Consider the following 20,778-nt stretch of genomic DNA (forward strand, 5'->3'; position numbering starts at 1 on the left):
CGCACCACCGGCGCCGGCGGCAGCAGGCCGGCATTCGGCGCGATGTCGCGCTTCGGCGCCGGCCGCATCGCGACGTCGCCCGGCAGCACCAAGACGGCAACGCCGCGCTTGCCGACCGCGGCCCGGATCGCATTCTCCAGCATGTAGGGCAGTTGCGCCGGATCGGACACCAGCTCGCAATAATGGCTGCATTCGCGGAACAGGTCCTGCGGATGGGTCTCCTGGAAATAGCCGCCGCCGATCTCCGCGGAGGGAATCTGTGCCGCGATCGCCAGCACCGGCGTGCGGCTGCGATGCGCGTCGAACAGGCCGTTGATGAGATGCAGATTGCCCGGGCCGCAGGAGCCCGCGCACACCGCAAGATCGCCCGTGATCTGGGATTCGGCGGCGGCTGCGAAGGCCGCCACCTCCTCGTGGCGCACGTGCAGCCAGTCGATCGTGCCGCGCTTGCGCAAGGCCTCGGTCAGGCCGTTGAGACTGTCGCCGACGACACCGTAAATGCGCTTCACACCGGCCTGGGCAAGGGTTTCAGCGACGAGGTCGGCGATGTTGTCGATCCGCATGGGAGGTGTCCTTTGATGAAATCGGAGAACCGCGCGGACCGCATGATGTTCGGCGCGATGGAGCCGCGCAAGCCTTACCGGATCACAGATTCGCGGGCGCGGTCTTGTCCATTGTTGCCGTCGTCGGTTGGACCAACCTGTCGGCCATCGCCTCGATCTCGGACACCACGAGATCGGGCGCGACGTACTGCACCATGTGGCCGACGTCAGGCAGCACGATGAGCTTGGCATTCGGCGCCGTGGCCGCGAGCGGCCGCGAATGGATGCCGGTCGAGACCGTCTTGTCGACGTCTCCCGATATGATCGTGGCCGGCGCCTTGATCTCCGCATAGCGCGGAGCCTGCTCGACGACGGCGGCTTTCAGCGTCACGAGGTCGCGCGCATTGGCGATGAACTCGCGCGGGCGCAGCAACAGCAGCGTCTCGCTGTCGCGGACAAAATCGGCCGGCATCGGCTGCGGCGCGAACACGCCGCGCGCACCCGAATTGGCGACGAGGAGACCGAGCGGCAGCGTGATCGTGTGCGCGAGCAACGGTCCGATCAGAGGCGTCGAGATCACGTCATTGTAGCGACCGGCGCCGCCGCGCCACGGATAGGCGACGGGGGCAAGCAGCATGAGGCCCGCGACGCGATCGGGATGATCGAGCGCAATGCGCAGGGCGAGCGCGCCGGCCCACGAATGCGCCACCACGATCGCCCGGTCGGCGCCGATTTTGGTCAGCGCCTCCACGATCATCTCGCCCTGGACCGCGGGGCTCGAATCCGCGACGCGCTTGCGCGTGCTCCAGCCATGGCCCGGCCGATCGATCAGGATCACCCGGCGCGTCTTGGCAAGCTCGCCGCCGAGCGGCTGCATCGCCCGGAGGTTGGAGCTTGCGCCATGCAGCATCACGATCGGCGGCCCTGCCGCATCGCGTGGGCCGAGCTCGACCACGTGCAGCCGCGCGCCCGACACCTCGATCACGCGGCCGTCGGGCGGACAAGCGCGCTGGATCAACTGGACGCCGAGCTGTGTCGCCAGCGCCAGCGCCAGGCCTGCAGCCAACAGCGCGATGATCGCGGTCAACATCGAGGGGGTCCGAACGGTCTTGGGTATCCGAAGGATCTTGGCCACCCGAAAATTACGAGGTAGCCGAAGTCAGGTTTCGCCCGATACCGGACTGGGCCCCTGCCCAGGCATGCTCTTGTTCGGAAAGCCAATTGTCGATTTTCCGGCTCGCGTCCAGGCGCGGAGTTGTCCACAGCGCGCCCAGCCTGTGGATAGCGGGTTCATACCTGCGTTATTAGTAATTTCATAGATTGCCGGTGGCAATTTCGCCATCAGACGCGAGGCTTCATCGAAGCCGGGACGCTACCGGATTTCTGGGTTGTACACGAGATTCACGGGAACCCGCGTCCGCACGACGAGTTCAACGGGAAGTAATCGGAGGAGTACCATGATTTCCGACCCTAGCGATGCGGCCATCGACCAGATCGTGGCGAGCTGCAACGGCGACCTGCGCGGCGCCCTGAAGGCACTGTTGCTCGTGAATGAGCACCTGGAGGCGGAGCTTCAGCAATTCTATGCTGCCATCGCCCAGGACAGCGCCTCCCGCGGCAAGTTCCTGCACTAGTCCCCTCGACCGGACCGTATCGCGAGCAAGCCTTGGCTCGCGAGCCACGTGCCCACTCGCGTCCATCGGACCGCGATCGCGATCAATCGCATGCAATCAGATGTCGCGGCCCTCGACCTTCTCGGTCAGCTGCTTGACGATCTGCGGCACCTTCTCGAGGTAGGGATCGACCGCCAGCGCCTTGCGGAAGGCGTCCAGTGCACGCTTTTCGTCGCCCATATCCTGCATGATCATACCGACACCCGCCAGCGCGCCGAAATGGCGGGGCTCGCGCGTCAGCACCTGCTGCAGGTCTCCCAGCGAGCGGACATAGTCGTTCTTGAGGTAGTAGATCGTTGCGCGCCGGTTCCAGGCCTCGACATAGTCGGGCCGCAGCTTGATCACCGCATCCAGAAGCTTCAGTGCGACATCGACATTCTGGGCGTCGAGCGCGGCCTTGGCGCGCACCATCAGGAGCGCCGCGGTGTCGCTCGGGGTTTGCAGCCAGAGCGCCCAAATCCGCGCCTCCACGTGACGGGCGCTGTCCTCATCGGGCGCGGCCTTCAGCGCACCGAACAGAAAATCCAGCCCGCGGGTGCGGTCGGCCGGAACCTTCGGCAGCTTGGTCGGAGCTTCCGGCAGCTTTTTCTGGGCCTTGGGCGGTGGGACCACCCGCGGATCGTCCTGCGCGGCGGCCGCGACAGGCAAAGTCACGATAGGTCCGGCCAGAAGCGCAGCGATCAGGATCGCCAGCCGGCGGTGAGTAGGCCGAAGGAAATTCAATCCCATGGCCGAAGTCTAGACGCACAAAGCCGCACTGCAAAGCAGCGCGGCGTCAAAGACCTGTGAAGGATGGATCGGAATCAGCCGCCGATCCGCGCTCAATCAACCCTGGCGCGCCTTGAAGCGGCGCTGGACCTTGTTGATCACGTAGACGCGCCCCTTGCGGCGGACCAAACGGTTGTTGCGATGGCGGCCGCGCAGCGACTTCAACGAGTTACGGACCTTCATGGGACAATCCTGTTACTTCGAAAGGCCCGTGTTGGAGGCCGTACCTGATCAATGCCAATAACTGGCAAAATGGGATTTATCCCGACATGCAGCCTGCCGCCCGGGACGGGCCGGGTTCTAAGCCATCGAACCGATAAATGTCAACCGAGCCGGGCCGATTTTCGGGCATATCGCGGCCAGGAACCTGCACCGACCGACCCGCCAGGATATTGAGATCGCTCCGGAAACGGCGATCGTGGCGCTGATCCGTAGCAGGTCCCGCCGCGCTATCGCGCCCGGATGATGGTTCCACCGCCGGCGAATCGTCCCCGCGGTCCCTCGCGCCGAATGGCGCCGCGCGGCTTTCAGGCGCCTTCAGCGCCAGATCGCTTGCGAAGATCGTTATATAGTATAATTATTTTCCATCACCAACAAACGCTCCGCCGGGGAAACCGAATGCCCAAGCTCAAACTGCCCGACATCGAAAAGGTCGTCGCGATCGACATCCACACCCACGCCGAGGAGCCGTGCGGCATGCACGGCGACGACGGCTATGACGATTTCCAGGCGCAGATGGCCGACTATTTCAAGTCGCCGCACAAGCATCCGCCGACCGTGCCGGAGACCGCGGCCTACTACCGGTCCAAGAACATCGCCGCGGTGATCTTCCCGGTCGATGCCGAACGCGAGACCGGCTTCCGCCGCTACAAGAACGAGGAGATGCTGGAGATCGCCTCCGATCATCTCGACGTGCTGATCCCGTTCGTCTCGATCGATCCGCACAAGGGCAAGCTCGGCGTCCGCGAGGCGCGCAAGCTGATCGAGGAGTACGGCGTCCGCGGCTTCAAATTCCATCCGACGATGCAGGGCTTCTACGCCAACGACCGCATGGCCTATCCGCTCTATGAAGCGATCAACGAGGGCGGCGCGATCGCGCTGTTCCACACCGGCCAGACCGGCGTCGGCTCGGGCATGCCCGGCGGCATGGGGATGCGGCTGAAATACTCCAACCCGATGTACATGGACGACGTCGCGGCAGACTTTCCCGACCTCAAGATCATCCTCGCGCATCCCTCCTTCCCCTGGCAGGAAGAGGCGCTGTCGGTCGCGACCCACAAGCCGAACGTCTATATCGACCTGTCCGGCTGGTCGCCGAAATACTTCCCGCCGATCCTGGTGCGCTACATCAACTCGATCCTGCAGGACAAGATGCTGTTCGGCTCCGACTGGCCGGTCATCACACCCGACCGCTGGCTCGCCGACTTCGCCAAGCTCGACATCCGCGAGGAGATCCGCCCCAAGGTCCTGAAGGCCAACGCGCGGAAGATTTTGGGTATCTAAGAGAGTATCATCGGCGGCAAGCTTCGGAGGTGGTTCATGACGAACTTCACCGGACTTGCCGCCCCTCTCGCCGCGCTCATCCTCTGCGCTACAGGCTGGCCCCCTGCGCCGGCAGCCGAAATTGCGCCGCGCCTCGTCGAATTCGAAAGCCCGCTGGCGGGACCGCAAGCGTTGCAGGGTTACCTGCGATTGCCTGACGGTCCCGGCCCCTCGCCCGCGGTTGTGCTGCTGCACGGTTGCGGCGGCGGCTGGCGGGGGATCGACGAGCGCTGGGGCAAGCGGCTCGCCGAATGGGGCTATGTCGCGCTGACGATCGACCGCTTCGGAACACGCGACATCCCCAGTGCCTGCACCGACGGACTGCCGCTGTCGACGTTGTATGATGCGTATCGCGCACTGAACTATCTTGTCGGACAGCCATCGGTCGACCCAAGCCGGGTGGCGGTGCTGGGATTTTCCCAGGGCGCGACGCTGGCGCTGCTCGCGGTCGAGCGCGGTCAGATCGAACGTTCCTCGAAGGATAAATTCCGCGCTGCAATCGGTTTCTATCCGCCGTGCGGCGGGGTCAAGGGCAGCATGACGGTGCCGACGCTGATCCTGATCGGCGAGCTCGACGACTGGGCGCCCGCGAACGCGTGCCGCAACCTTGCCGAAGGCCGCGACGACTGGGGCATGGCGCGCGACAAGGACAACGGGATTCCGATCGCGATCACAGTCTATCCTGGCGCCTACCACGATTTCGACGTGCCGTCTTTCCACACGCCGCAGATGCTGCTCGGTCATCACGTCGAATTCAACGAGTCGGCACGGGACCAATCCGTCGACGCACTCAGGAAATTCCTGTATTCGACGATCGGCCGGCAAGAGAGACCACGATGACAATCAAAGCAATCGTCTTCGACGCCTATGGCACGCTCTATGACGTCCATTCGGTGGCCGAAATCACCGAGGATGCGTTCCCCGGCTATGGCGACATCATCACGCAGGTCTGGCGCATCAAGCAGCTTGAATATTCCTGGCTGCGCTCGCTGATGCGGCGCTACCAGGATTTCGCTGCCGTCACCCGCGACTCCCTCGCCTACACGCTACGCTGCCTCGGCCTGCAATATGACGAGGCGACCTTCGCCCGCATCATCGACAAGTATCGGCATCTTGCGCTGTATCCGGATGCGGTCGCCGCGCTCGAGGCGATGAAGGACAAGAAGCTCGCGATCCTCTCCAACGGCAGCCCGGACATGCTGAACGCGCTGGTGCGCAATTCGGGGCTCGACCGCCTGCTCGATGCAACCATCAGCGTCGATGCCCACAAGGCGTTCAAGCCGGCGCCCGAGGCCTACTCGCTGATCGGGGAGGTGCTGAAAGTGCCGCCCGCGGAGGTGCTGTTCATCTCGTCCAATCCGTGGGACGCCTGCGGCGCCAAGGCGTTTGGACTCAATGTCGCATGGATCGAACGGGTGACGCCGGAGGCGATGGCGCTGGCCTGCGTCGAAAGCGAAACGGTCGCCCCATTGACGATGTTCAAGGCGCTGCGTACCCAGATGGACGAGCTCGGCGTCGTGCCCGATCACCGGGTCCACGGCCTCTCCGAACTTCCTGCCCTGGTGTCTGCCAGATCCTAAGCAAGGGTCCTGAATATATGAGTCTCGCCTCCGTCCGCGCCTTCTTCGCCGAGAAGGCGCCCGAAATCTCAGTGATCGAATCCGCTGTGAGCTCCGCGACCGTCGTGCTGGCCGCGGAGGCCTATGGCGTCGAGCCGGCGCGGATCGCCAAGACGCTGAGCCTGCGGGTCGGCGACCGCGTAGTGCTGATCGTCGCGGCCGGCACGTCGCGAATGGACAACAAGAAGGTGAAGGCGGCGTTCGGCGGCAAGCCGAAGATGCTCGGCCTCGACGAGGTTGCCGACATCACCGGCCACGAGGTCGGCGGCGTCTGCCCGTTCGGGCTCAAGACGCCGCTGCCGGTCTATTGCGACGTATCGCTGAAGGCATTCGACGTCGTTGTGCCGGCCGCCGGCTCGACCCACAGCGCGGTGCGCATCACGCCCGACAGGATGGCGGAGCTGACCGCCGCCGAATGGGTCGACGTCTGCGAAGTCCGGCCCTAGGCGCTAGCTAATCCTCATCGTCAGCGGGCGGTCGCGGCGCAACCGGGGCCGGCTGCACGTGCTGCGGCGCGCGCGGCCGCTGCATCGTCTGCGGTTGGGGTGCGCGCCCCTGCGTCTGCGCCTGTTGTTGCGCATTCGACTCGAATACCGCACGGCAGGAGCTGCCAAGCAGCGCCGTGTTCTGCCGCAGGCAGGCGACGATCCGGTTGGTGTCGGGAATCTGATCGCTGCACAGGCGCATCACATCAGGCGTGCACGCCATCTGCTGTTCCCATGTTCCGCGATATTCCTGCGACGACGCAGGCGCCATAACGCCAACGCCGCCGATCGCGATCGCCAAGCTCAGCACAATCCGCTGCGTCTGCATGCCCAGTGCCCTTGTTCGATTTGAATTGATCCGCGCACGCGCAAGTTCTGCGCGGCGATTTGCTTCAACCTCGCAAATGAATGCGGCCAAGGATCGTTCACACGGACAACTAAATGTGAAGACCGATCGTGCTGGAACCAAGTTCCTGGCATCGGTCCTCGATCAATCCGCGACAACGACGGTAAAGAAGTAAATGCTGCCTTCGATCTCTGCGCGTCGATATTGCGGCATGACGTCGAGTATCCCCGAGGATGGTGGGCACGCTTCGCTTTGCCCATCCTACACGGATCGCTTCTTTCCCCTGGCGAAATGGCCGGCGAGGAAATCCGCCAGCACCTCGACGCGGGCGGGCCGCGGGCCGCCGGGCGGGGTGACGAGATGCACGGCGCCCTCTGGCTGCTTCCAGCCCTTCAGGATCACCTCGACCTCGCCGCGCGCGATCGCGTCGCCGACGATGAAGTCGGGCAGATCGGCGATGCCGAGCCCGGCAAGCAGCGCCGGCATCACAGCCTCGCCATTGTTGACCCGCAGCTGGCCGGCGGGACGCACGCTCGCCTGCTCGCCCGACGCGTTGGTGTAGTGCCAGACGCCCTGGGTCGAGAGATAGGCGTAGCCGAAGCATTTGTGCTCTGCGAGATGCATCGGATGGGTCGGCCGGCCGTAACGCTTCAGGTAGGACGGCGCCGCCACCGTGTAGCGCGGCATGCCGCACAGCCGCCGCGCGATCAGCGAGGAATCCGGCAGCCGCGCGATGCGCAGGCCGGCGTCAAAGCCCTCACCGATCAAATCGACCGTCGCATCGCTCAGATGCAGATCGATCGCGACTTCCGGATAGGCCTCCATGAATTCCGGCAGCAGCGGCGCCACTGTCTTGATGCCGAAGCTCATCGGCACCGCGAGCCGCACTAGGCCGCGCGGCGTGGTCGATTGCGCCAGCGCCTCGTTCTCGGCGGCTTCGCCATCAGCCAAAAGCCGCGCGGCGCGCTCCGACAATTTCTGGCCGGCATCGGTCAGCGCCAAACGACGGGAGGTGCGATTGAACAGCCGCGCACCGAGCCGCTCCTCGAGCCGGCTGACCGCCTTCGACACTGTCGCCTTGGACAGCGAGAGCTCGGTCGCGGCCGCCGCAAACGACCGTAATTCCACGACTTTCGCGAAAATCGCGAGCGCCTCGAAGTCCGGCAATTTCGACATGGGCAGCTATCCTGATGGTTCAATTTGGAAACAATGAGTTTCAATAGTTTCTATTTCTATACCACAGCCGGCGGCATATCCAGGGGTCAACGAGATCGAAACCAACGCATCAAACGGAGTTACCCATGATCGAGCTGAAACCATTCGCAACTCTCGGCGGCGCCGACCACGGCTGGCTGAAGGCCAAGCACCACTTCTCGTTCGCGAGCTACTACGATCCCGCCAATGTCAGCCACGGCGCGCTGCGGGTGTGGAACGACGACGAGATCGCGCCCAACTCCGGCTTCCCGGCGCATCCGCACGCCAACATGGAGATCATCACCTATGTTCGCGAAGGCGCGATCACGCATCAGGACTCGCTCGGCAACAAGGGACGTACCGAAGCCGGCGACGTGCAGGTGATGAGTGCCGGTAGCGGCATCCGTCACTCTGAGTACAATCTGGAACCGTCGAAGACCAAGATCTTCCAGATCTGGATCGAGCCGACCACCAGGGGCGGCCAGCCGACCTGGGGGTCGAAGCCGTTCCCGAAGGCGGACCGCTCGGGCAAGCTCGTCACCATCGCCTCCGGTATCGACGGCGACAAGGACGCGCTGCCGATCCGTGCCAATGCGCGGGTGCTCGCCACGACGCTGAAAGCCGGCGAGAGCGCGGAATATTCCGCCGACAAGGCCCGTCACCTCTATCTGGTGCCGGCGGCCGGCAGCATCGAGGTCAACGGCGTGCGCGTCAACGCACGCGACGGCGCCGCGATCCGCGATGAGGCCAAGCTGAAGATCACCGCGCTCGAGGATACCGAACTCGTGCTGGTCGACGCGGCCTGATCACCTCTCACCCCTGCATGCGCGGACAGCTGTCCGCGCATGCCCCTCCCCCGAAACGTCCCTACCTACCCAACCCAAATGGAGGCCATCATGGCCAAGGTTCTCGTTCTGTATTATTCCGCCTACGGTCACATCGAAGCGATGGCGAATGCCGTTGCGGAAGGCGCGCGCGAAGCCGGCGCCACTGTCGACATCAAGCGCGTGCCCGAGCTGGTTCCGGCCGAAGTCGCCAAGGCGTCGTATTACAAGCTCGACCAGGCGGCCCCGATTGCCAAGATTGACGATCTCGCCAATTACGACGCTGTTATCGTCGGCACCGGCACCCGCTTCGGCCGCATGTCCTCGCAGATGGCCAACTTCCTCGACCAGGCCGGCGGCCTCTGGGCCAGGGGCGCGCTGAACGGCAAGGTCGGCGGCGCCTTCACCTCGAGCGCGACCCAGCATGGCGGCCAGGAGACCACGCTGTTCTCGATCATCACCAACCTCCTTCATTTCGGCATGACGGTGGTCGGTTTGAATTACGGCTTCGCCGGACAGATGAAGCTCGACGAGGTCACCGGCGGTGCGCCCTACGGCGCAACCACCATCACCGGCGGCGACGGCAGCCGCCAGCCCAGCGAGAACGAGCTCGCCGGCGCCCGCTATCAGGGCCGCGCAATCGCGGAGACGGCCAAGAAGCTGCACGGCTGATGCGATGGGGCGGCCCTCGTTCGCGATTGCCGCCCCTACCTTAGTCGCAATGTTGTTCTCGAACAGCGGCGCGAGAGCTCTCGCTGCTCGGACGCCAAGAGAGGCCAGGAGAGAGGCCAAGAAACCCGATAAGCGACGCAATGGGCTCTATAACCAAGACCGCCTGACAATTGGCCGCGAATCGGGCCCTTGAGCCGTGGCAAGCTGCGTGTCATCGTGACCGTCAATATCCAGGCCGGAGCAACATGACGGTTCCCTGTCGCGTCCTAATGATCTACCCGAAGTTCGTTCAGGACTCCTTCTGGAACTATACGGAAGCTTGTGAACTCGTCGGTGCGAAGTATCCGGCGGCGCCACTTGGACTGATCACAGTCGCCGCCATGCTACCGAAGCATTGGGACATTCGCCTCGTCAATCGTAACACCGAGTCTTTGACGGACGCCGATCTCGACTCGGCCGATCTCGTCATGATCGGCGGCATGCTCAACCAGCAGCCCGATTTTCTCCACCTGATCGATCTCGTTCACCAGCACGGCAAGCCGGTATGCGTCGGCGGACCTGACGTCTCCTCCAGCCCGCATCTCTACGCCGACGCGGACTTCCAGGTGATCGGCGAAGCCGAGCAAATCATCCAGCAATTTGTGAGCGCCTGGGAAAGCGGTGAGCGCAAGGGCGTGTTCGTCGCCGAGAAATTCAAGATCGACGTCACGCTAAGCCCAATGCCCCGCTATGACCTGATCAAGTTCGACCACTATCTCTTCATCGGCGTGCAATATTCGCGCGGCTGCCCGTTCACCTGCGAGTTCTGCGATATCATCGAGCTGTACGGTCGCGTGCCGCGCACCAAGACCCCCGATCAGATTCTCGCTGAGTTGCAAGCGCTCTACGATCACGGTTATCGCGGACATGTCGATTTCGTCGACGACAACTTCATCGGCAACAAGAAAAACCTCCGCATCCTGCTGCCGCAGCTCAAAGCCTGGCTCGAGGAGCGAGATTATCCGTTCGAGTTCTCCACAGAAGCCTCGATCAATATCGCTGACGACAGCGAGCTGTTGCAGGCGATGAAGGACGCGAACTTCTTCGGGATTTTCGTCGGCATTGAGAGCCCGGATCCCGAGACCCTTGTGCAGATGAAGAAGAAGCAGAACACCCGGCGCAACATCGCCGAATGCATTCACAAGATCTATAGCTACGGCATGTTCGTCACCGCGGGCTTCATCGTCGGGTTCGATACCGAGAAGGCCTCGATGAGCCAAGCGATGATCGACTTCATCGAGGAGGCGAGCATTCCAGTCTCGATGGTTGGACTGCTCTATGCGCTGCCCGGCACGCAGCTGACGCGGCGGCTGGCGAAGGAAGGCCGCCTGCACGAAGGCCACGATCTCATGAAGGTCGAGCAGGCGGGCGACCAGTGCACGCTCGGCTGCAATTTCGACACGATACGTCCGCTTCGCGACATCCTCGAGGACTACAAGGCCGTGCTCGGGCACGTGTATAGCCCGACGGCCTATGCAGGGCGGCTGTTGCGGCTCGCCGCCATGCTCGACCGGTCCGACCGGCGCCGCGACCTGCCGGATGGCGACATCCGTAAGAGGCTTGGCGGCATCGAGGGCGTGCACACGATCATGCGTGCCCTGCCGGAGGTTCGCGAGCCGTTCTGGAAGACCTTCGTCGAGGTCGCCAAGTCCAATCCAGGCGCGCTGCGTTACATCGTGATGTTGATGGCGCTATACTTGCATTTCGGGCCATTCTCGAAACACGTAATCCGTGAGATTGACCGCCGGATTGCCGCGCTCGACGATATGCCGTCGGTGAGGGCCACGGAGCTTGTGCCGCGAACTGACCTACATGCGGTTTGACGGCAAAGCGCGTTAGTGCGCTTGGCCGTCAAGATAACATCCCGCAGCCGAGAGGTTTGCCATGAATACCCCTGCGAAGACCCGATGGCCGGAACTGCCGACCGAAGCGTGGCGCGACAGCTGCGCCACGCTCCAGCTGTTCACCCAGATCGCCGGCAAGATCCGGCTGGCGAAATCGCCTTGGCTCAATCACTCCTGGCACGTCACGCTCTATGTCACGGCGCGCGGACTGACGACCTCGCCGATCCCCGATGGCGACCGCACATTCCAGATCGACTTCGACTTCATCGATCATTTGCTTCGCATCTCGACCAGCGACGGCACCGAGCGGCAATTCGCGCTGGCCGAGCAATCGGTCGCGAGCTTCTACTCAGCGATCATGGCCGACCTGAACGAGCTCGGCGTCGAAATCGTCATCGACGAGATGCCGAACGAAGTCGCCGACCCGATCCGGTTTTCACAGGATACGCAGCATGCCGCCTACGATGCGGACGCCGTGCGCCGTTTTCACCAGATCCTTGTGAACTGCGACCGCGTGTTCAAGCAATTCCGGACCGGCTTTCTCGGCAAGGCCAGCCCGGTGCATTTTTTCTGGGGCAGCTTCGATCTTGCGGTCACGCGTTTCTCCGGCCGCGCAGCACCGCAGCATCCCGGCGGCGTGCCGCATCTGCCCGACGCGGTGGCGCACGAAGCCTATTCGCACGAGGTGAGCAGCGCGGGCTTCTGGCCGGGCGGCGGCGCGATCGATTATCCGGCATTCTATTCCTACGCCTATCCGGAGCCACCGGGCTATCGCAGCACGCCGGCCCGCCCTGGCGCGGCGTTCTTCAGCGAGGCGCTCGGCGAATTCATCCTGCCCTATGATGCTGTGCGCATGGCTGCCGACCCCGACAAGGCGCTGCTCGATTTCCTGCAATCGAGTTACGAGGCCGCAGCCATCAACGCGAACTGGAACCGTGACGCCCTTGAATGCGCGCCGGGCCGGCCGGGCGTGGTCAGGGCGACGTAGCGCCGGCGCACCGAGCGCATAGCTCAATCCTCTTCGCGCGACGGCGACGCCTTGCCCAGCGCCCGCTTCAGTCGCGCGGTGAGCTTTGGATAGTGACGCAGCGCCAGCACGGCGCGATCCCGCAGCGCATGAGGCTGCCCGCGCCAGCTCAAGGGCGCACTGAGATCGACCAGCGGCGTACGCTGCGATCCGAACCGCCGCTTGTAGCTGTAATTGCCGATCGAGAAATCGAACTCGCGTACACCGTCCTCGTGCAGCGCCTCGATGGTGCGATCGATGATCAGTCGGCCCGGCGAGCACGCCGACCATTTTTCACCGGCATTGCTGATGCGGAGCATGACGTAGCGTGAGCCGGCACGAACGCCGAGCAGCGTCGCCACCACCTCGTCGCGTGTGGTCAACGCGGTCACGACGGCATAACCGCGATCGGCGCCTTCGCGCACGAGGTCGCGATAGAAGGCGGTGCAGTCCGGGTCGTCGAGCACGTAGTTGAGCCCAAGGCCGTTCAGCCGGGCTCCCTGCTGCACCTCCGTGATGGACAGAAGATCCAGCGCCTGGTCGGTATCGGCAGCAATCTTGAAGGCCGCGGTCCGCTCACGCGTGAACACGCGCCAGCTCCGTCCCAGCTCCTTGCGAACCTTGCGGTCCAGCTGGTAGCGCCACGCATTGTAGTCATCGCCGACGGTCAGCAAATTGCCGTTGACCACCGACGGCCCGATGCCATCGAGCAGCGCCAGCGGATTGGATCGCCCTGCGAGCCTGGCCGGCATCTTGCGAAAGCGAACCAGATCGGCTCCGCCGTGCACCTTGCGCAGCGCGGCCTGCAGATGGCGCCAGAACTGCCATGCAGTGACGTCGTCGCGCGGTGCGGCGGGGCCGAGCAACGGCGCGTTGAAGTCGGTGAGATTGAGGTCGGCGAACTCGACGATGCGGAGGCCGCCCTGTCGGTGACAGATCAGCGGCAGCAACGCAGCCCGCTCGCCGGTCGCGGCATCGCTGACGATGGCGATCAGCGGCGAAACGCCGTCGGTCGACGCGAAGGCCCGATACCATGACGCATACCATTGCGGATGCTGGAACGCGGTGAGCGGCTCGAATGCGCCCCAGCGGGCGACAGCCTGCGCCCAATCGGAAACCAGCTCGACGCGATAGCCGACCGCATAGGACGCGGCCCGTGCCCCGAATTTCTCAACCGCTGTCGTCAAGACGGTCATGTCAGTACCTGCACCCGGCAAGTTCGCTTACGCCGCTTCCAGCGCCGCCTTGGGCAGATCGACGATCTTGCCGAGATCGCTCTCGTCGAGACGGAAGTCGATCGGGCGGCGCACCGCGCGTTCGCGCTTCACCCACTTGCCGTCGCGCAGCAGCTTTTGCATCACCTGCTTGGCGAAGAAGGTCGGACCGCGGATGCTGCGGCCGCGCGGCGCGTAGCCGAAACGATGACGCAGCATGCCGTTGGCGAGATGCAGGATCTGGGCACGACGGATGTCGTCGTTCACATAGGAGATCGTCATCGAGATGTTGACGGCGTCGAGGTTCTCGACACGGTGCGGCGCATTGAGCGGCCAGTTCAGCATCTGGCCGGGCTCGAGATCGATCACCTGCGCGTGCCAGTCGTACCAGGGCTCGTAGGGGATATCGACCTCGACGTCGAACAGCGCGATGTTCTCCAGATGCTCGGGCCGGATGAACGGCTGCGTGTTGGGATAGATGTACACCCGCTTGCGACCGGCGATCTGGACCAGGCCCTGCCCCGGCAGATCGGCGTGGTAGTAGACTTGCGCGTCGGGCGATGAAATCAGGATGCCGGCCTGATGGGTCGGCGCGTCGAAACCCGGGACCTTGGCCGCGATCTCGCCGAACATCTGCTCGATCATGTCGCGGTAGCGGCGATCGACCGCGGTGACGTTACGCAGGTTCAGCCACAGGCCGCCGCGCGAAATTGCCTCGATCACCTGATGGCCGCGCAGCCTGCCGATCTCGCCCTCGCGCCAGACGCGGCTCGATCCCTTGGCGCCGGTCTTGACCAGGCTGCAATGCTCGCGCGGATAGTGCTCGATCAGCCTGGCGAGATCGTCCATCGAAAACGCCGGCTGCTTGTGCATGGTGTGCTCAAGCCGGATCGGCTGACGGCTCCAGAGCCTGGAATGATTGTCATCCCAATTCGTGAAGATCCTGCCTGTCGTCATGGTCGCGCTCCTGGCAGCTGCGCCGTTTCGCTTCATCCGATGTCCCGTTCCGGGACGAGCGGGCTGCTCTTGAGCAGGAATTGGCAAGAACGATGCCGTCGCGTATGCGCGCCGGGTTACCCAAAGCTAATGTCTCGCCGATATGGCTAACCGCGACGTCTCCGGAACCGGTCGCCAGAACAAGCAGCCAAGACCATCTGAGCACGATGAGTGAAAAACCCCGATATCGTGCGCTGTTCCTTGGCGCCGGGTCAAAGATGCACTGCGGCGTCGGGCAATTCACGCGCCTGTTGCAGGAGACGATCGAGAAGATCGAGCCCGGTGCCGGCACGGCGTTAACCCTGACACAGACCGACGGCACGATCGCCGAGATCTGGCGCGCCGTCGGCGGCGCCGACAGCGTGGTCTGCAACTTCCCGATCGTGGCCTGGAAGCGCGTGATCGCGCGGCCCTTGCTCGCCCTTCTCTTCGCCCGGCTCCGCCGTCGGAAGGTCATCCTGATCCAGCACGAATGGGCCGGCCTCAACGGCATCCGCCGGCTGACCTATATGCCGGCGCTGTGGCTTGCCAATACCATCGTGATGTTCTCGCCGCTGGTGCGTCGCGAGCTCGCCGACGATTCAATCATGCGCGGCATGGTCCGAAAATGCGTGCTCGCGCCGCTGCCGCCGAACATCGCGGCGCCCGCCGGCTTCGCGGATTCGATGCTGCTGCATCGGCTCGTCGCGGCACGCGGCAATGGCCAGCTCATCGTCGGGCATTTCGGCTCGATCTATCCGGGCAAACAGCCGAATGGATTGCTTGAGATCGGCGCGATCCTGAAGCAGCGGGGCCTGCAGCCGTTGATCGTCTATGTCGGCTCCTTCATCCGCGGCACCGACAACATCGAGCAGAAGTTCTATGCCCGCGTCGCCGAGCTGGGGTTGAAGGGCGACGTCATCGTCTCCGGCTATATCGCCTCCGATCACGAGGTGTTCGGCCTGCTCGGCGAGATCGACGTGTTCTGCTACTCGCTCGACGAAGGCCTGACCGCGCGGCGCTCCAGTATCCTGGCCTGCGTACAGTCCGGCCAGCCGCTGATCGTTACCGGCCCGGCATTGCCGGACGAGTTCGACCATCACCCGCGCTTCAAGGAATTGATCGACCGCGGCGCCATCCTGCTGGTGCCGCGCGACGCCGACAGTGCTGGATATGCCGACCGGATCGTCAGGGCGCTGAAGCGTCGGACCGCGCCCATCCCGTTCGATTTCGACGGCTGGTGGACGGACGTCGCCAACGCGGTCCGCGCGCAGCTCTAGCTCCGTATCCGGAACCGGGCGAGATAATGCAGCCCGAACACCCCGATCAGGAACGTCACCCAGATGGTATCTGCACGATCGAGGAAGAAGCTCTCCATCGACGACAGATAAAGGCCGAACAACCAGATGCGCAGGAACAGCAGCGTCAGCGGCGTGTCGTTGCCGCCGAGATCCGCGGCCTGGAAATCGCGCAGCGGCTTGATGACGATTGCCGCGATCAGCAGCACGAGACCCGGCAGGCCGGTCCCGAGCGCAGTATCGAGATAGCCGTTGTGGCTGTGCGCGGCGTAGCCCGCCCACTCCTTGCCTTCCTGCAGATTCTGGATCGCGCTGGTGCCCCAGAACGATTCGAAGCCGTAGCCGGTCCACAAGCGCTGGTGCAGCGATTCGAGCGCGAAGGCCCAGATGTCGGCGCGGCCGGTAAAGGAGGTGTCGATCGGCATCCGGTCGGCGATCGCAGCCAGCGTGTCGCTCATCACAGTGCCGACGCTGAACAGATTGAGCAGCAGCAGCGGGGTCAGCAACAGCAGCGCGCGGCCCAAGCACGAGCGCATCACCGGCATCAGCGACGTCAGCATCAGCACGGCGACGCAGAGCACGATCGCGCTCTTGCCGGCCGTGAAGAACAGGAAGACCGCGGCGAGCCCGGTCACGGCGATGCCGGAGAGCCAGCCGCCGGCCCGCATCAAATAGATGCCGACGAAGATCAGCATCGCCATCATCGCCGCGGCAACGTTCTTGTGGCCGAACACACCGCGCCAATTGCCGACGAGCGCCGGCTCCTGCGGATCGGTCGCCTGATGGATCGACAGATGCGGCGCCAGGAAAACGCCGAGATAGCAGGTGACGAGCAGGACCAGCGCGGCAATGCCGAACCAGCGCATCAACTCGCCTTGCGACTTCGGCAGCAGCAGCAGCGTTGCCGTCACCACGATGACGAACACCGACAGCGCCAGGCGCCGCAGCGAGGTCGCCGGATCGGACGACAGCACGACGGTGACGCAGATCCAGCCCGCAAACAGCAGGAACGCCGGCGTCAGCAGCGATTGCAGCGCCGGCAGATTGTCCCGCAGGGTCAGCGCCAGCATCGCGACCATCAGCACGCCGAACAGGCCATAGAGAACCGCGTCCTTGCCGGAGACGACATCGCCGACATGGAAGCCGCTCAGATCTTCGAACGGGCGCAGCGAAATCCAGACCAGAAGCAGGATGCCGATGAAGAGCGCGCAGCGGACGATGTCCATCACCGGCCGGCGCGCGATGTCGGCAAGCAACGCCCGGCTATCAGTGGTGATTGACAAATCGCTCACGACGCGATCTTGGACGCCGCATAAGGCTGCGGCTCGATGCCGAGCACCGCCAGCGCACTGCCGACGGCGACCACCATCGGGTGCATCGCGATCACGGCCTGATGCTCGCGCAGCACGATCCGCGTAAAGCGATACAGCGAGAACGGCACCAGGCCGAACATCTTGGCTTTCACGGCCACGCGCGACCACATCGTCTGCGCCGCCTTGCGCTCGATGTGATAGTTGATCGCGCCGATCCGCAAGCCGCGCCGCACGATCCAGCCGAGCTTAGTGCGGGCCGAGGGAACCGTCTCGCTGATCACGGCGTCCGTCACCCAGAAGAAGCGGAAGCCCGCACGGCGTGCCCGCGCGAAGAAGTCGTGATCGCCGCCGCCGAGGAAGTTGAAGCGCAGGTCGAAGGCGGGCTGTCCGAGCCGCTCGAACGCGGCGCGGCGGATGAGGCAGTTGCCGCAGCCATAGATCACGGGGACGGGACCGCTGGCATGATAGGCCGGCGCGAATGCCGGATGACGCTTGAGACCGCCCTTGTGCTTGTCATCGAAGTCAGGCCACACCGGCCCGCCGATGATCTCGGCACCGGTGGTCTCGGTCGCCTGCACCATCCGCTCCAGCCAATCCTGCGAGGCGACCTCGTCGTCGTCGATCATCAGGAAATTTTGGGCGTTCGGGAATGTCTCGAGCGCCGTCTCGAACGCCGCGTTGATCGCCCGGCAATTGCCTTGCCGGGGCTCGACGATGCAGACGCCGCGCAGCTTGCCGGAATTGAGAAACTCGGCCGCGACCGGCGCGCTCTCGCAATGCGCAGCATCGTTTTCGACCACGACGATCGCGAAGCTGCGTTGGGTGCGCTGCGCCGCGATGGACTCCAGCGTCAGCCGCAGGTGCTTCGGCCGACGGAAGCTCGGAATGCAGATGACGGTCTCAATGGAGCAATCGAGCGCGGGTGACGTCGTGACCCAGGCGCGGTCGGCTACAGCAAGCTCGGTCGACATCTCCATGCCCTCCTGGCAATCGCGATCCGCAAGACGCATCATCCCGGCACGGATCGGAATGGGACATGGCCGTCCCAAAGTGACCGACACAGGCGGCAATACGGTCGCGGCACGAACGTTACGGCGACCTCATGGCAAAATCCGCTCCAGGCGAGAGGCGCGTTAGCGCAACTTCGTCGCAAGGTTAATTTGAAGTCCAGCGAAGTGATTTTGCTGGAATGACGGGCGCGCGGGAGCGGCGCCCCGCGATCGCGGCCGCGCCGTTAGCGAACCCTTAGGGTTAAGAGCCCTCGCGCACGCGTGACACAAGCTGCGCGTCCGGGCTGGCATCCAATTTGCTGATCGACCCATAAATCATCCGTCGATCCGATCGCAGCAACATAAAAAGACTGAGGTTCACCTTGAAAGCGCTCGATCTCGTCTCGCTCGGCACCAAGCATGTCCGCAACGCCCTCTCGGAAGAGCTCTATTTGCGCACCGGACGCGACGTCACCCGCCCGGCCGCGATCTTCGCGGAGGTGGTCGAACGCTGCAATTACAAATGCCGCTACTGCGACTACTGGCGCCGTCCGAACTATCGCGACGAGATGACGATCCCGGAGTGGCAGCGCGCCCTCGCGAGCCTGAAGGAATTCATCGGGGCTTATCATGTCGAATTCGCCGGCGGCGAGCCCTACATCAAGAAGGGCTTTCTCGACCTGCTGCGGTTCTGCCGCGACAACGACATCCACTGGGGCGTCACCACCAATGGCGGAGCCTATCTCAACAGGAAGGTCGTGGCGCAGACCGTCGCGGCGCATCCGTTCAACATCAACATCTCGATCGACTCCACCGACCCCACGATTCACAACTACTCGCGCGGCGTCGAGAACTCGCTGACCGACATCGTGCAGGGCATCCGCAATGTCGCCGAGCAGCGCCGCGCCGAAGGCCTGGACTTTCCGATCATCATCAAGCCGGTCGTGCACAGGCTGAACTTCCGCCGTCTGCCCGAAATGGTCGACTGGATCCAGGAGATCGGCGCCACCGCGCTGAGCTTCCAGCCCGTCGAGCAGGGCACCCAGGAGGTCGAGGACGAGCTGTGGATCGGTGAGCGCGAGATGGACGATCTGATCAAGGTGCGCGACGAGCTGTTGCGCTTGAAGCATGCGGGCGCGCCGATCCTCAACGGTGAGGCCGTGCTGCGCGCCTGGCCGAACCATTTCCGCCGCGAGAAGGCGCCGAAGGAAGTGATGCCCTGCCGCGTCGGCATGCGGAACTACTTCATCCGCTCCGACGGCCGCCTCGAAGTGTGCTGGTTTTTCAAGCCGATCGGCAACGTGCGCACCCAGACCGCACGCGAGATCTGGTACAGCGAGGAAGCGCAGGCCCGCCGCAAGGAGACCATTGCTTGCGACAAGCTGTGCCTGTTCACCTGCCTCGCCCAGCGCACGCTGCAGGACAAGCTGAAGATGGGCCTGACGCTGCTGACCAACACCAAGGCCGCCTGACGCGGCAACGAGTACTGACTAAGCCCGGTCAGTCGGAGGACAGGCCGGGCTTTTGCTTGAGCGGATAGGCGCGCCCGGTCAGCCCGCGAACAATTTTTGGAACAGGCTGGCGGCTTGCGGAAACTGACCGTTGTCGATTTGCGTCGGCCACAGGCCATCGACATCGAAATAGGCGGCATAGGCGATCGCTGCCTGATTTGCGGCGAACCAGTCGTACATCTGCTGCACGAAGAATGCATTGTCGCCGGACTGGCCGACGCCCCACTCCGGATAGCTCATCAGCTTGCCATGGCTCGCCGCGAACGCGCGCTGCCACTCCAGGCCGAACGGTGCCTTGAGATAGGAATTGGTCCAACGCTCCGCCGCGCTGGCATCCGATTTGAAGTCGTAGACATCGAGACCGACGGTGTCGACGACATCATCGCCGGGATAGGCGGCGTCGGCCGGCATATCCTGAAGTCCCCAGCCCGGACACCAGTCGAACCTGAAGCTTTCCGAGCGACCGCGAAAGATCGCGACCACATGGCGGAACGCCTTGATGTAGTCGTCCTCATGTCCTTTGGCGAACCAGCCCATATTGGAGATGTTCATCTCCCAGCCGAGGCGAATGATCGCCTTGGGATGTGCGTCTCCGATCGCGCGCGCGGCCGCTTCGAACTCGGCGTCATGCAGCCCGCCCGCGACATCGGCGAGCGGCGTTCCGGTGATAGTGAGCGGCACCGACCAGACCACGTTGCGCGCCGGATTGAGCTGCTTCCAGAGCCCGGGCACCCAGTCCAGCTTGTGAAAGTCGTCCCAGCTGTTCTGGCCGTAGAAGTCGACGCCGAGCACCGACGAGCGCGGCCGGTTGAGCCACTTCTCCCAGCCTTGCAGCACGTGCTCGCGGCCGGTCTCACCCCAGTTGACGAAGGCGCCGGCGAATCGCGCGGAATTCGCGCCGAGCCGCGACCGGGCTGCCGGTGC

The 20,778-nt window shown here is 64.0% G+C and carries 22 protein-coding genes; 11 read left to right on the forward strand and 11 right to left on the reverse strand.

What is annotated here, in order from left to right; translation table 11 throughout:
- Both H8A92_RS31840 and H8A92_RS31845 read right to left on the reverse strand, forming a co-directional pair.
- The coding region (locus tag H8A92_RS31840; protein WP_249795539.1) for a thiamine pyrophosphate-binding protein at positions 1-563 on the reverse strand (563 nt) is incomplete at its 3' end.
- Between the two features lie 82 nt (positions 564-645).
- A complete protein-coding gene (locus H8A92_RS31845) occupies positions 646-1,632 on the reverse strand; it encodes an alpha/beta fold hydrolase (RefSeq protein WP_229199387.1) in 987 nt (328 codons plus the stop codon).
- A gap of 367 nt (positions 1,633-1,999) precedes the next feature.
- Between H8A92_RS31845 and H8A92_RS31850 the strand changes: the two genes are divergently transcribed.
- Entirely contained in the window at positions 2,000-2,176 is a 177-nt protein-coding gene (locus H8A92_RS31850) for a hypothetical protein (protein WP_167350153.1), read from the forward strand.
- A 96-nt stretch (positions 2,177-2,272) separates the two neighbouring features.
- On the opposite strand, the gene H8A92_RS31855 is transcribed toward H8A92_RS31850, so the two are convergent.
- Both H8A92_RS31855 and ykgO read right to left on the reverse strand, forming a co-directional pair.
- On the reverse strand, positions 2,273-2,944 hold the full coding sequence (locus H8A92_RS31855) for a tetratricopeptide repeat protein (protein ID WP_229199388.1): 672 nt from the start codon (positions 2,942-2,944) through the stop codon (positions 2,273-2,275).
- Positions 2,945-3,040: 96 nt separating this feature from the next.
- Positions 3,041-3,166: a type B 50S ribosomal protein L36 gene (gene ykgO / locus H8A92_RS31860; protein ID WP_002718645.1), complete on the reverse strand. Its 126-nt coding sequence runs from the start codon at positions 3,164-3,166 to the stop codon at positions 3,041-3,043.
- A gap of 435 nt (positions 3,167-3,601) precedes the next feature.
- Between ykgO and H8A92_RS31865 the strand changes: the two genes are divergently transcribed.
- The 4 genes from H8A92_RS31865 to H8A92_RS31880 are packed head-to-tail and all read left to right on the forward strand — an operon-like array spanning position 3,602 to position 6,590.
- The gene (locus H8A92_RS31865) at positions 3,602-4,486 is read left to right on the forward strand and encodes an amidohydrolase family protein (protein ID WP_229199389.1); all 885 of its coding nucleotides are present in this window, start codon (positions 3,602-3,604) and stop codon (positions 4,484-4,486) included.
- A gap of 36 nt (positions 4,487-4,522) precedes the next feature.
- Entirely contained in the window at positions 4,523-5,365 is an 843-nt protein-coding gene (locus tag H8A92_RS31870) for a dienelactone hydrolase family protein (protein WP_229199390.1), read from the forward strand.
- Positions 5,362-6,105, forward strand: a complete 744-nt coding sequence (locus H8A92_RS31875) for a haloacid dehalogenase type II (RefSeq protein ID WP_229199391.1) — start codon at positions 5,362-5,364, stop codon at positions 6,103-6,105. The genes H8A92_RS31870 and H8A92_RS31875 overlap by 4 nt, the downstream gene beginning before the upstream one ends.
- Positions 6,106-6,122: 17 nt before the next feature.
- Positions 6,123-6,590 (forward strand): YbaK/EbsC family protein, encoded by a 468-nt coding sequence (locus H8A92_RS31880; protein ID WP_229199392.1) that lies wholly within the window; start codon positions 6,123-6,125, stop codon positions 6,588-6,590.
- Positions 6,591-6,597: 7 nt separating this feature from the next.
- Here H8A92_RS31880 and H8A92_RS31885 read toward each other — a convergent pair whose 3' ends face one another.
- On the reverse strand, positions 6,598-6,957 hold the full coding sequence (locus tag H8A92_RS31885) for a hypothetical protein (protein ID WP_229199393.1): 360 nt from the start codon (positions 6,955-6,957) through the stop codon (positions 6,598-6,600).
- 279 nt (positions 6,958-7,236) lie between these two features.
- Complete coding sequence (locus tag H8A92_RS31890; protein ID WP_229199394.1) at positions 7,237-8,151, reverse strand: LysR family transcriptional regulator; 915 nt, start codon at positions 8,149-8,151, stop codon at positions 7,237-7,239.
- A 125-nt stretch (positions 8,152-8,276) separates the two neighbouring features.
- Here H8A92_RS31890 and H8A92_RS31895 point away from each other — a divergent pair, with 125 nt between their 5' ends.
- The 4 genes from H8A92_RS31895 (at position 8,277) to H8A92_RS31910 (ending at position 12,536) form a co-directional block, all read left to right on the forward strand.
- Positions 8,277-8,975 carry a pirin family protein gene (locus tag H8A92_RS31895; protein ID WP_229199395.1) on the forward strand — a complete coding sequence of 233 codons (699 nt, stop codon included), beginning with the start codon at positions 8,277-8,279 and terminating at the stop codon, positions 8,973-8,975.
- A gap of 90 nt (positions 8,976-9,065) precedes the next feature.
- The gene (gene wrbA, locus H8A92_RS31900) at positions 9,066-9,665 is read left to right on the forward strand and encodes an NAD(P)H:quinone oxidoreductase (protein WP_163152983.1); all 600 of its coding nucleotides are present in this window, start codon (positions 9,066-9,068) and stop codon (positions 9,663-9,665) included.
- Positions 9,666-9,910: 245 nt separating this feature from the next.
- Positions 9,911-11,527 carry a B12-binding domain-containing radical SAM protein gene (locus H8A92_RS31905; RefSeq protein WP_229199396.1) on the forward strand — a complete coding sequence of 539 codons (1,617 nt, stop codon included), beginning with the start codon at positions 9,911-9,913 and terminating at the stop codon, positions 11,525-11,527.
- 61 nt (positions 11,528-11,588) lie between these two features.
- Positions 11,589-12,536, forward strand: coding sequence for a DUF5996 family protein (locus tag H8A92_RS31910; RefSeq protein ID WP_229199397.1), 948 nt, complete (start codon positions 11,589-11,591; stop codon positions 12,534-12,536).
- A 23-nt stretch (positions 12,537-12,559) separates the two neighbouring features.
- Here the strand turns inward: H8A92_RS31910 and H8A92_RS31915 are convergent, their stop codons facing one another.
- Both H8A92_RS31915 and H8A92_RS31920 read right to left on the reverse strand, forming a co-directional pair.
- Positions 12,560-13,750 (reverse strand): GNAT family N-acetyltransferase, encoded by a 1,191-nt coding sequence (locus H8A92_RS31915; protein WP_229199398.1) that lies wholly within the window; start codon positions 13,748-13,750, stop codon positions 12,560-12,562.
- 27 nt (positions 13,751-13,777) lie between these two features.
- Positions 13,778-14,725: a cupin-like domain-containing protein gene (locus tag H8A92_RS31920; protein WP_229199399.1), complete on the reverse strand. Its 948-nt coding sequence runs from the start codon at positions 14,723-14,725 to the stop codon at positions 13,778-13,780.
- Positions 14,726-14,931: 206 nt separating this feature from the next.
- On the opposite strand from H8A92_RS31920, the gene H8A92_RS31925 reads away from it, so the two are divergent.
- The gene (locus H8A92_RS31925) at positions 14,932-16,023 is read left to right on the forward strand and encodes a glycosyltransferase family protein (protein WP_229199400.1); all 1,092 of its coding nucleotides are present in this window, start codon (positions 14,932-14,934) and stop codon (positions 16,021-16,023) included.
- On the opposite strand, the gene H8A92_RS31930 is transcribed toward H8A92_RS31925, so the two are convergent.
- Together H8A92_RS31930 and H8A92_RS31935 are read right to left on the reverse strand one after the other, a co-directional pair.
- Complete coding sequence (locus H8A92_RS31930) at positions 16,020-17,333, reverse strand: O-antigen ligase family protein (RefSeq protein WP_229199401.1); 1,314 nt, start codon at positions 17,331-17,333, stop codon at positions 16,020-16,022. The two genes, H8A92_RS31925 and H8A92_RS31930, sit on opposite strands and share 4 nt — an antisense overlap.
- Positions 17,330-18,325 (reverse strand): glycosyltransferase family 2 protein, encoded by a 996-nt coding sequence (locus tag H8A92_RS31935; RefSeq protein WP_229199402.1) that lies wholly within the window; start codon positions 18,323-18,325, stop codon positions 17,330-17,332. The genes H8A92_RS31930 and H8A92_RS31935 overlap by 4 nt, the downstream gene beginning before the upstream one ends.
- A gap of 401 nt (positions 18,326-18,726) precedes the next feature.
- Between H8A92_RS31935 and H8A92_RS31940 the strand changes: the two genes are divergently transcribed.
- Positions 18,727-19,815 carry a radical SAM protein gene (locus H8A92_RS31940; protein ID WP_229199403.1) on the forward strand — a complete coding sequence of 363 codons (1,089 nt, stop codon included), beginning with the start codon at positions 18,727-18,729 and terminating at the stop codon, positions 19,813-19,815.
- A gap of 78 nt (positions 19,816-19,893) precedes the next feature.
- Here the strand turns inward: H8A92_RS31940 and H8A92_RS31945 are convergent.
- A partial coding sequence (locus H8A92_RS31945; RefSeq protein WP_229199404.1) for a glycoside hydrolase family 26 protein occupies positions 19,894-20,778 on the reverse strand: 885 nt, incomplete at its 5' end.

This window comes from Bradyrhizobium acaciae (assembly GCF_020889785.1).
Classification (GTDB): Bacteria; Pseudomonadota; Alphaproteobacteria; order Rhizobiales; family Xanthobacteraceae; genus Bradyrhizobium; species Bradyrhizobium acaciae.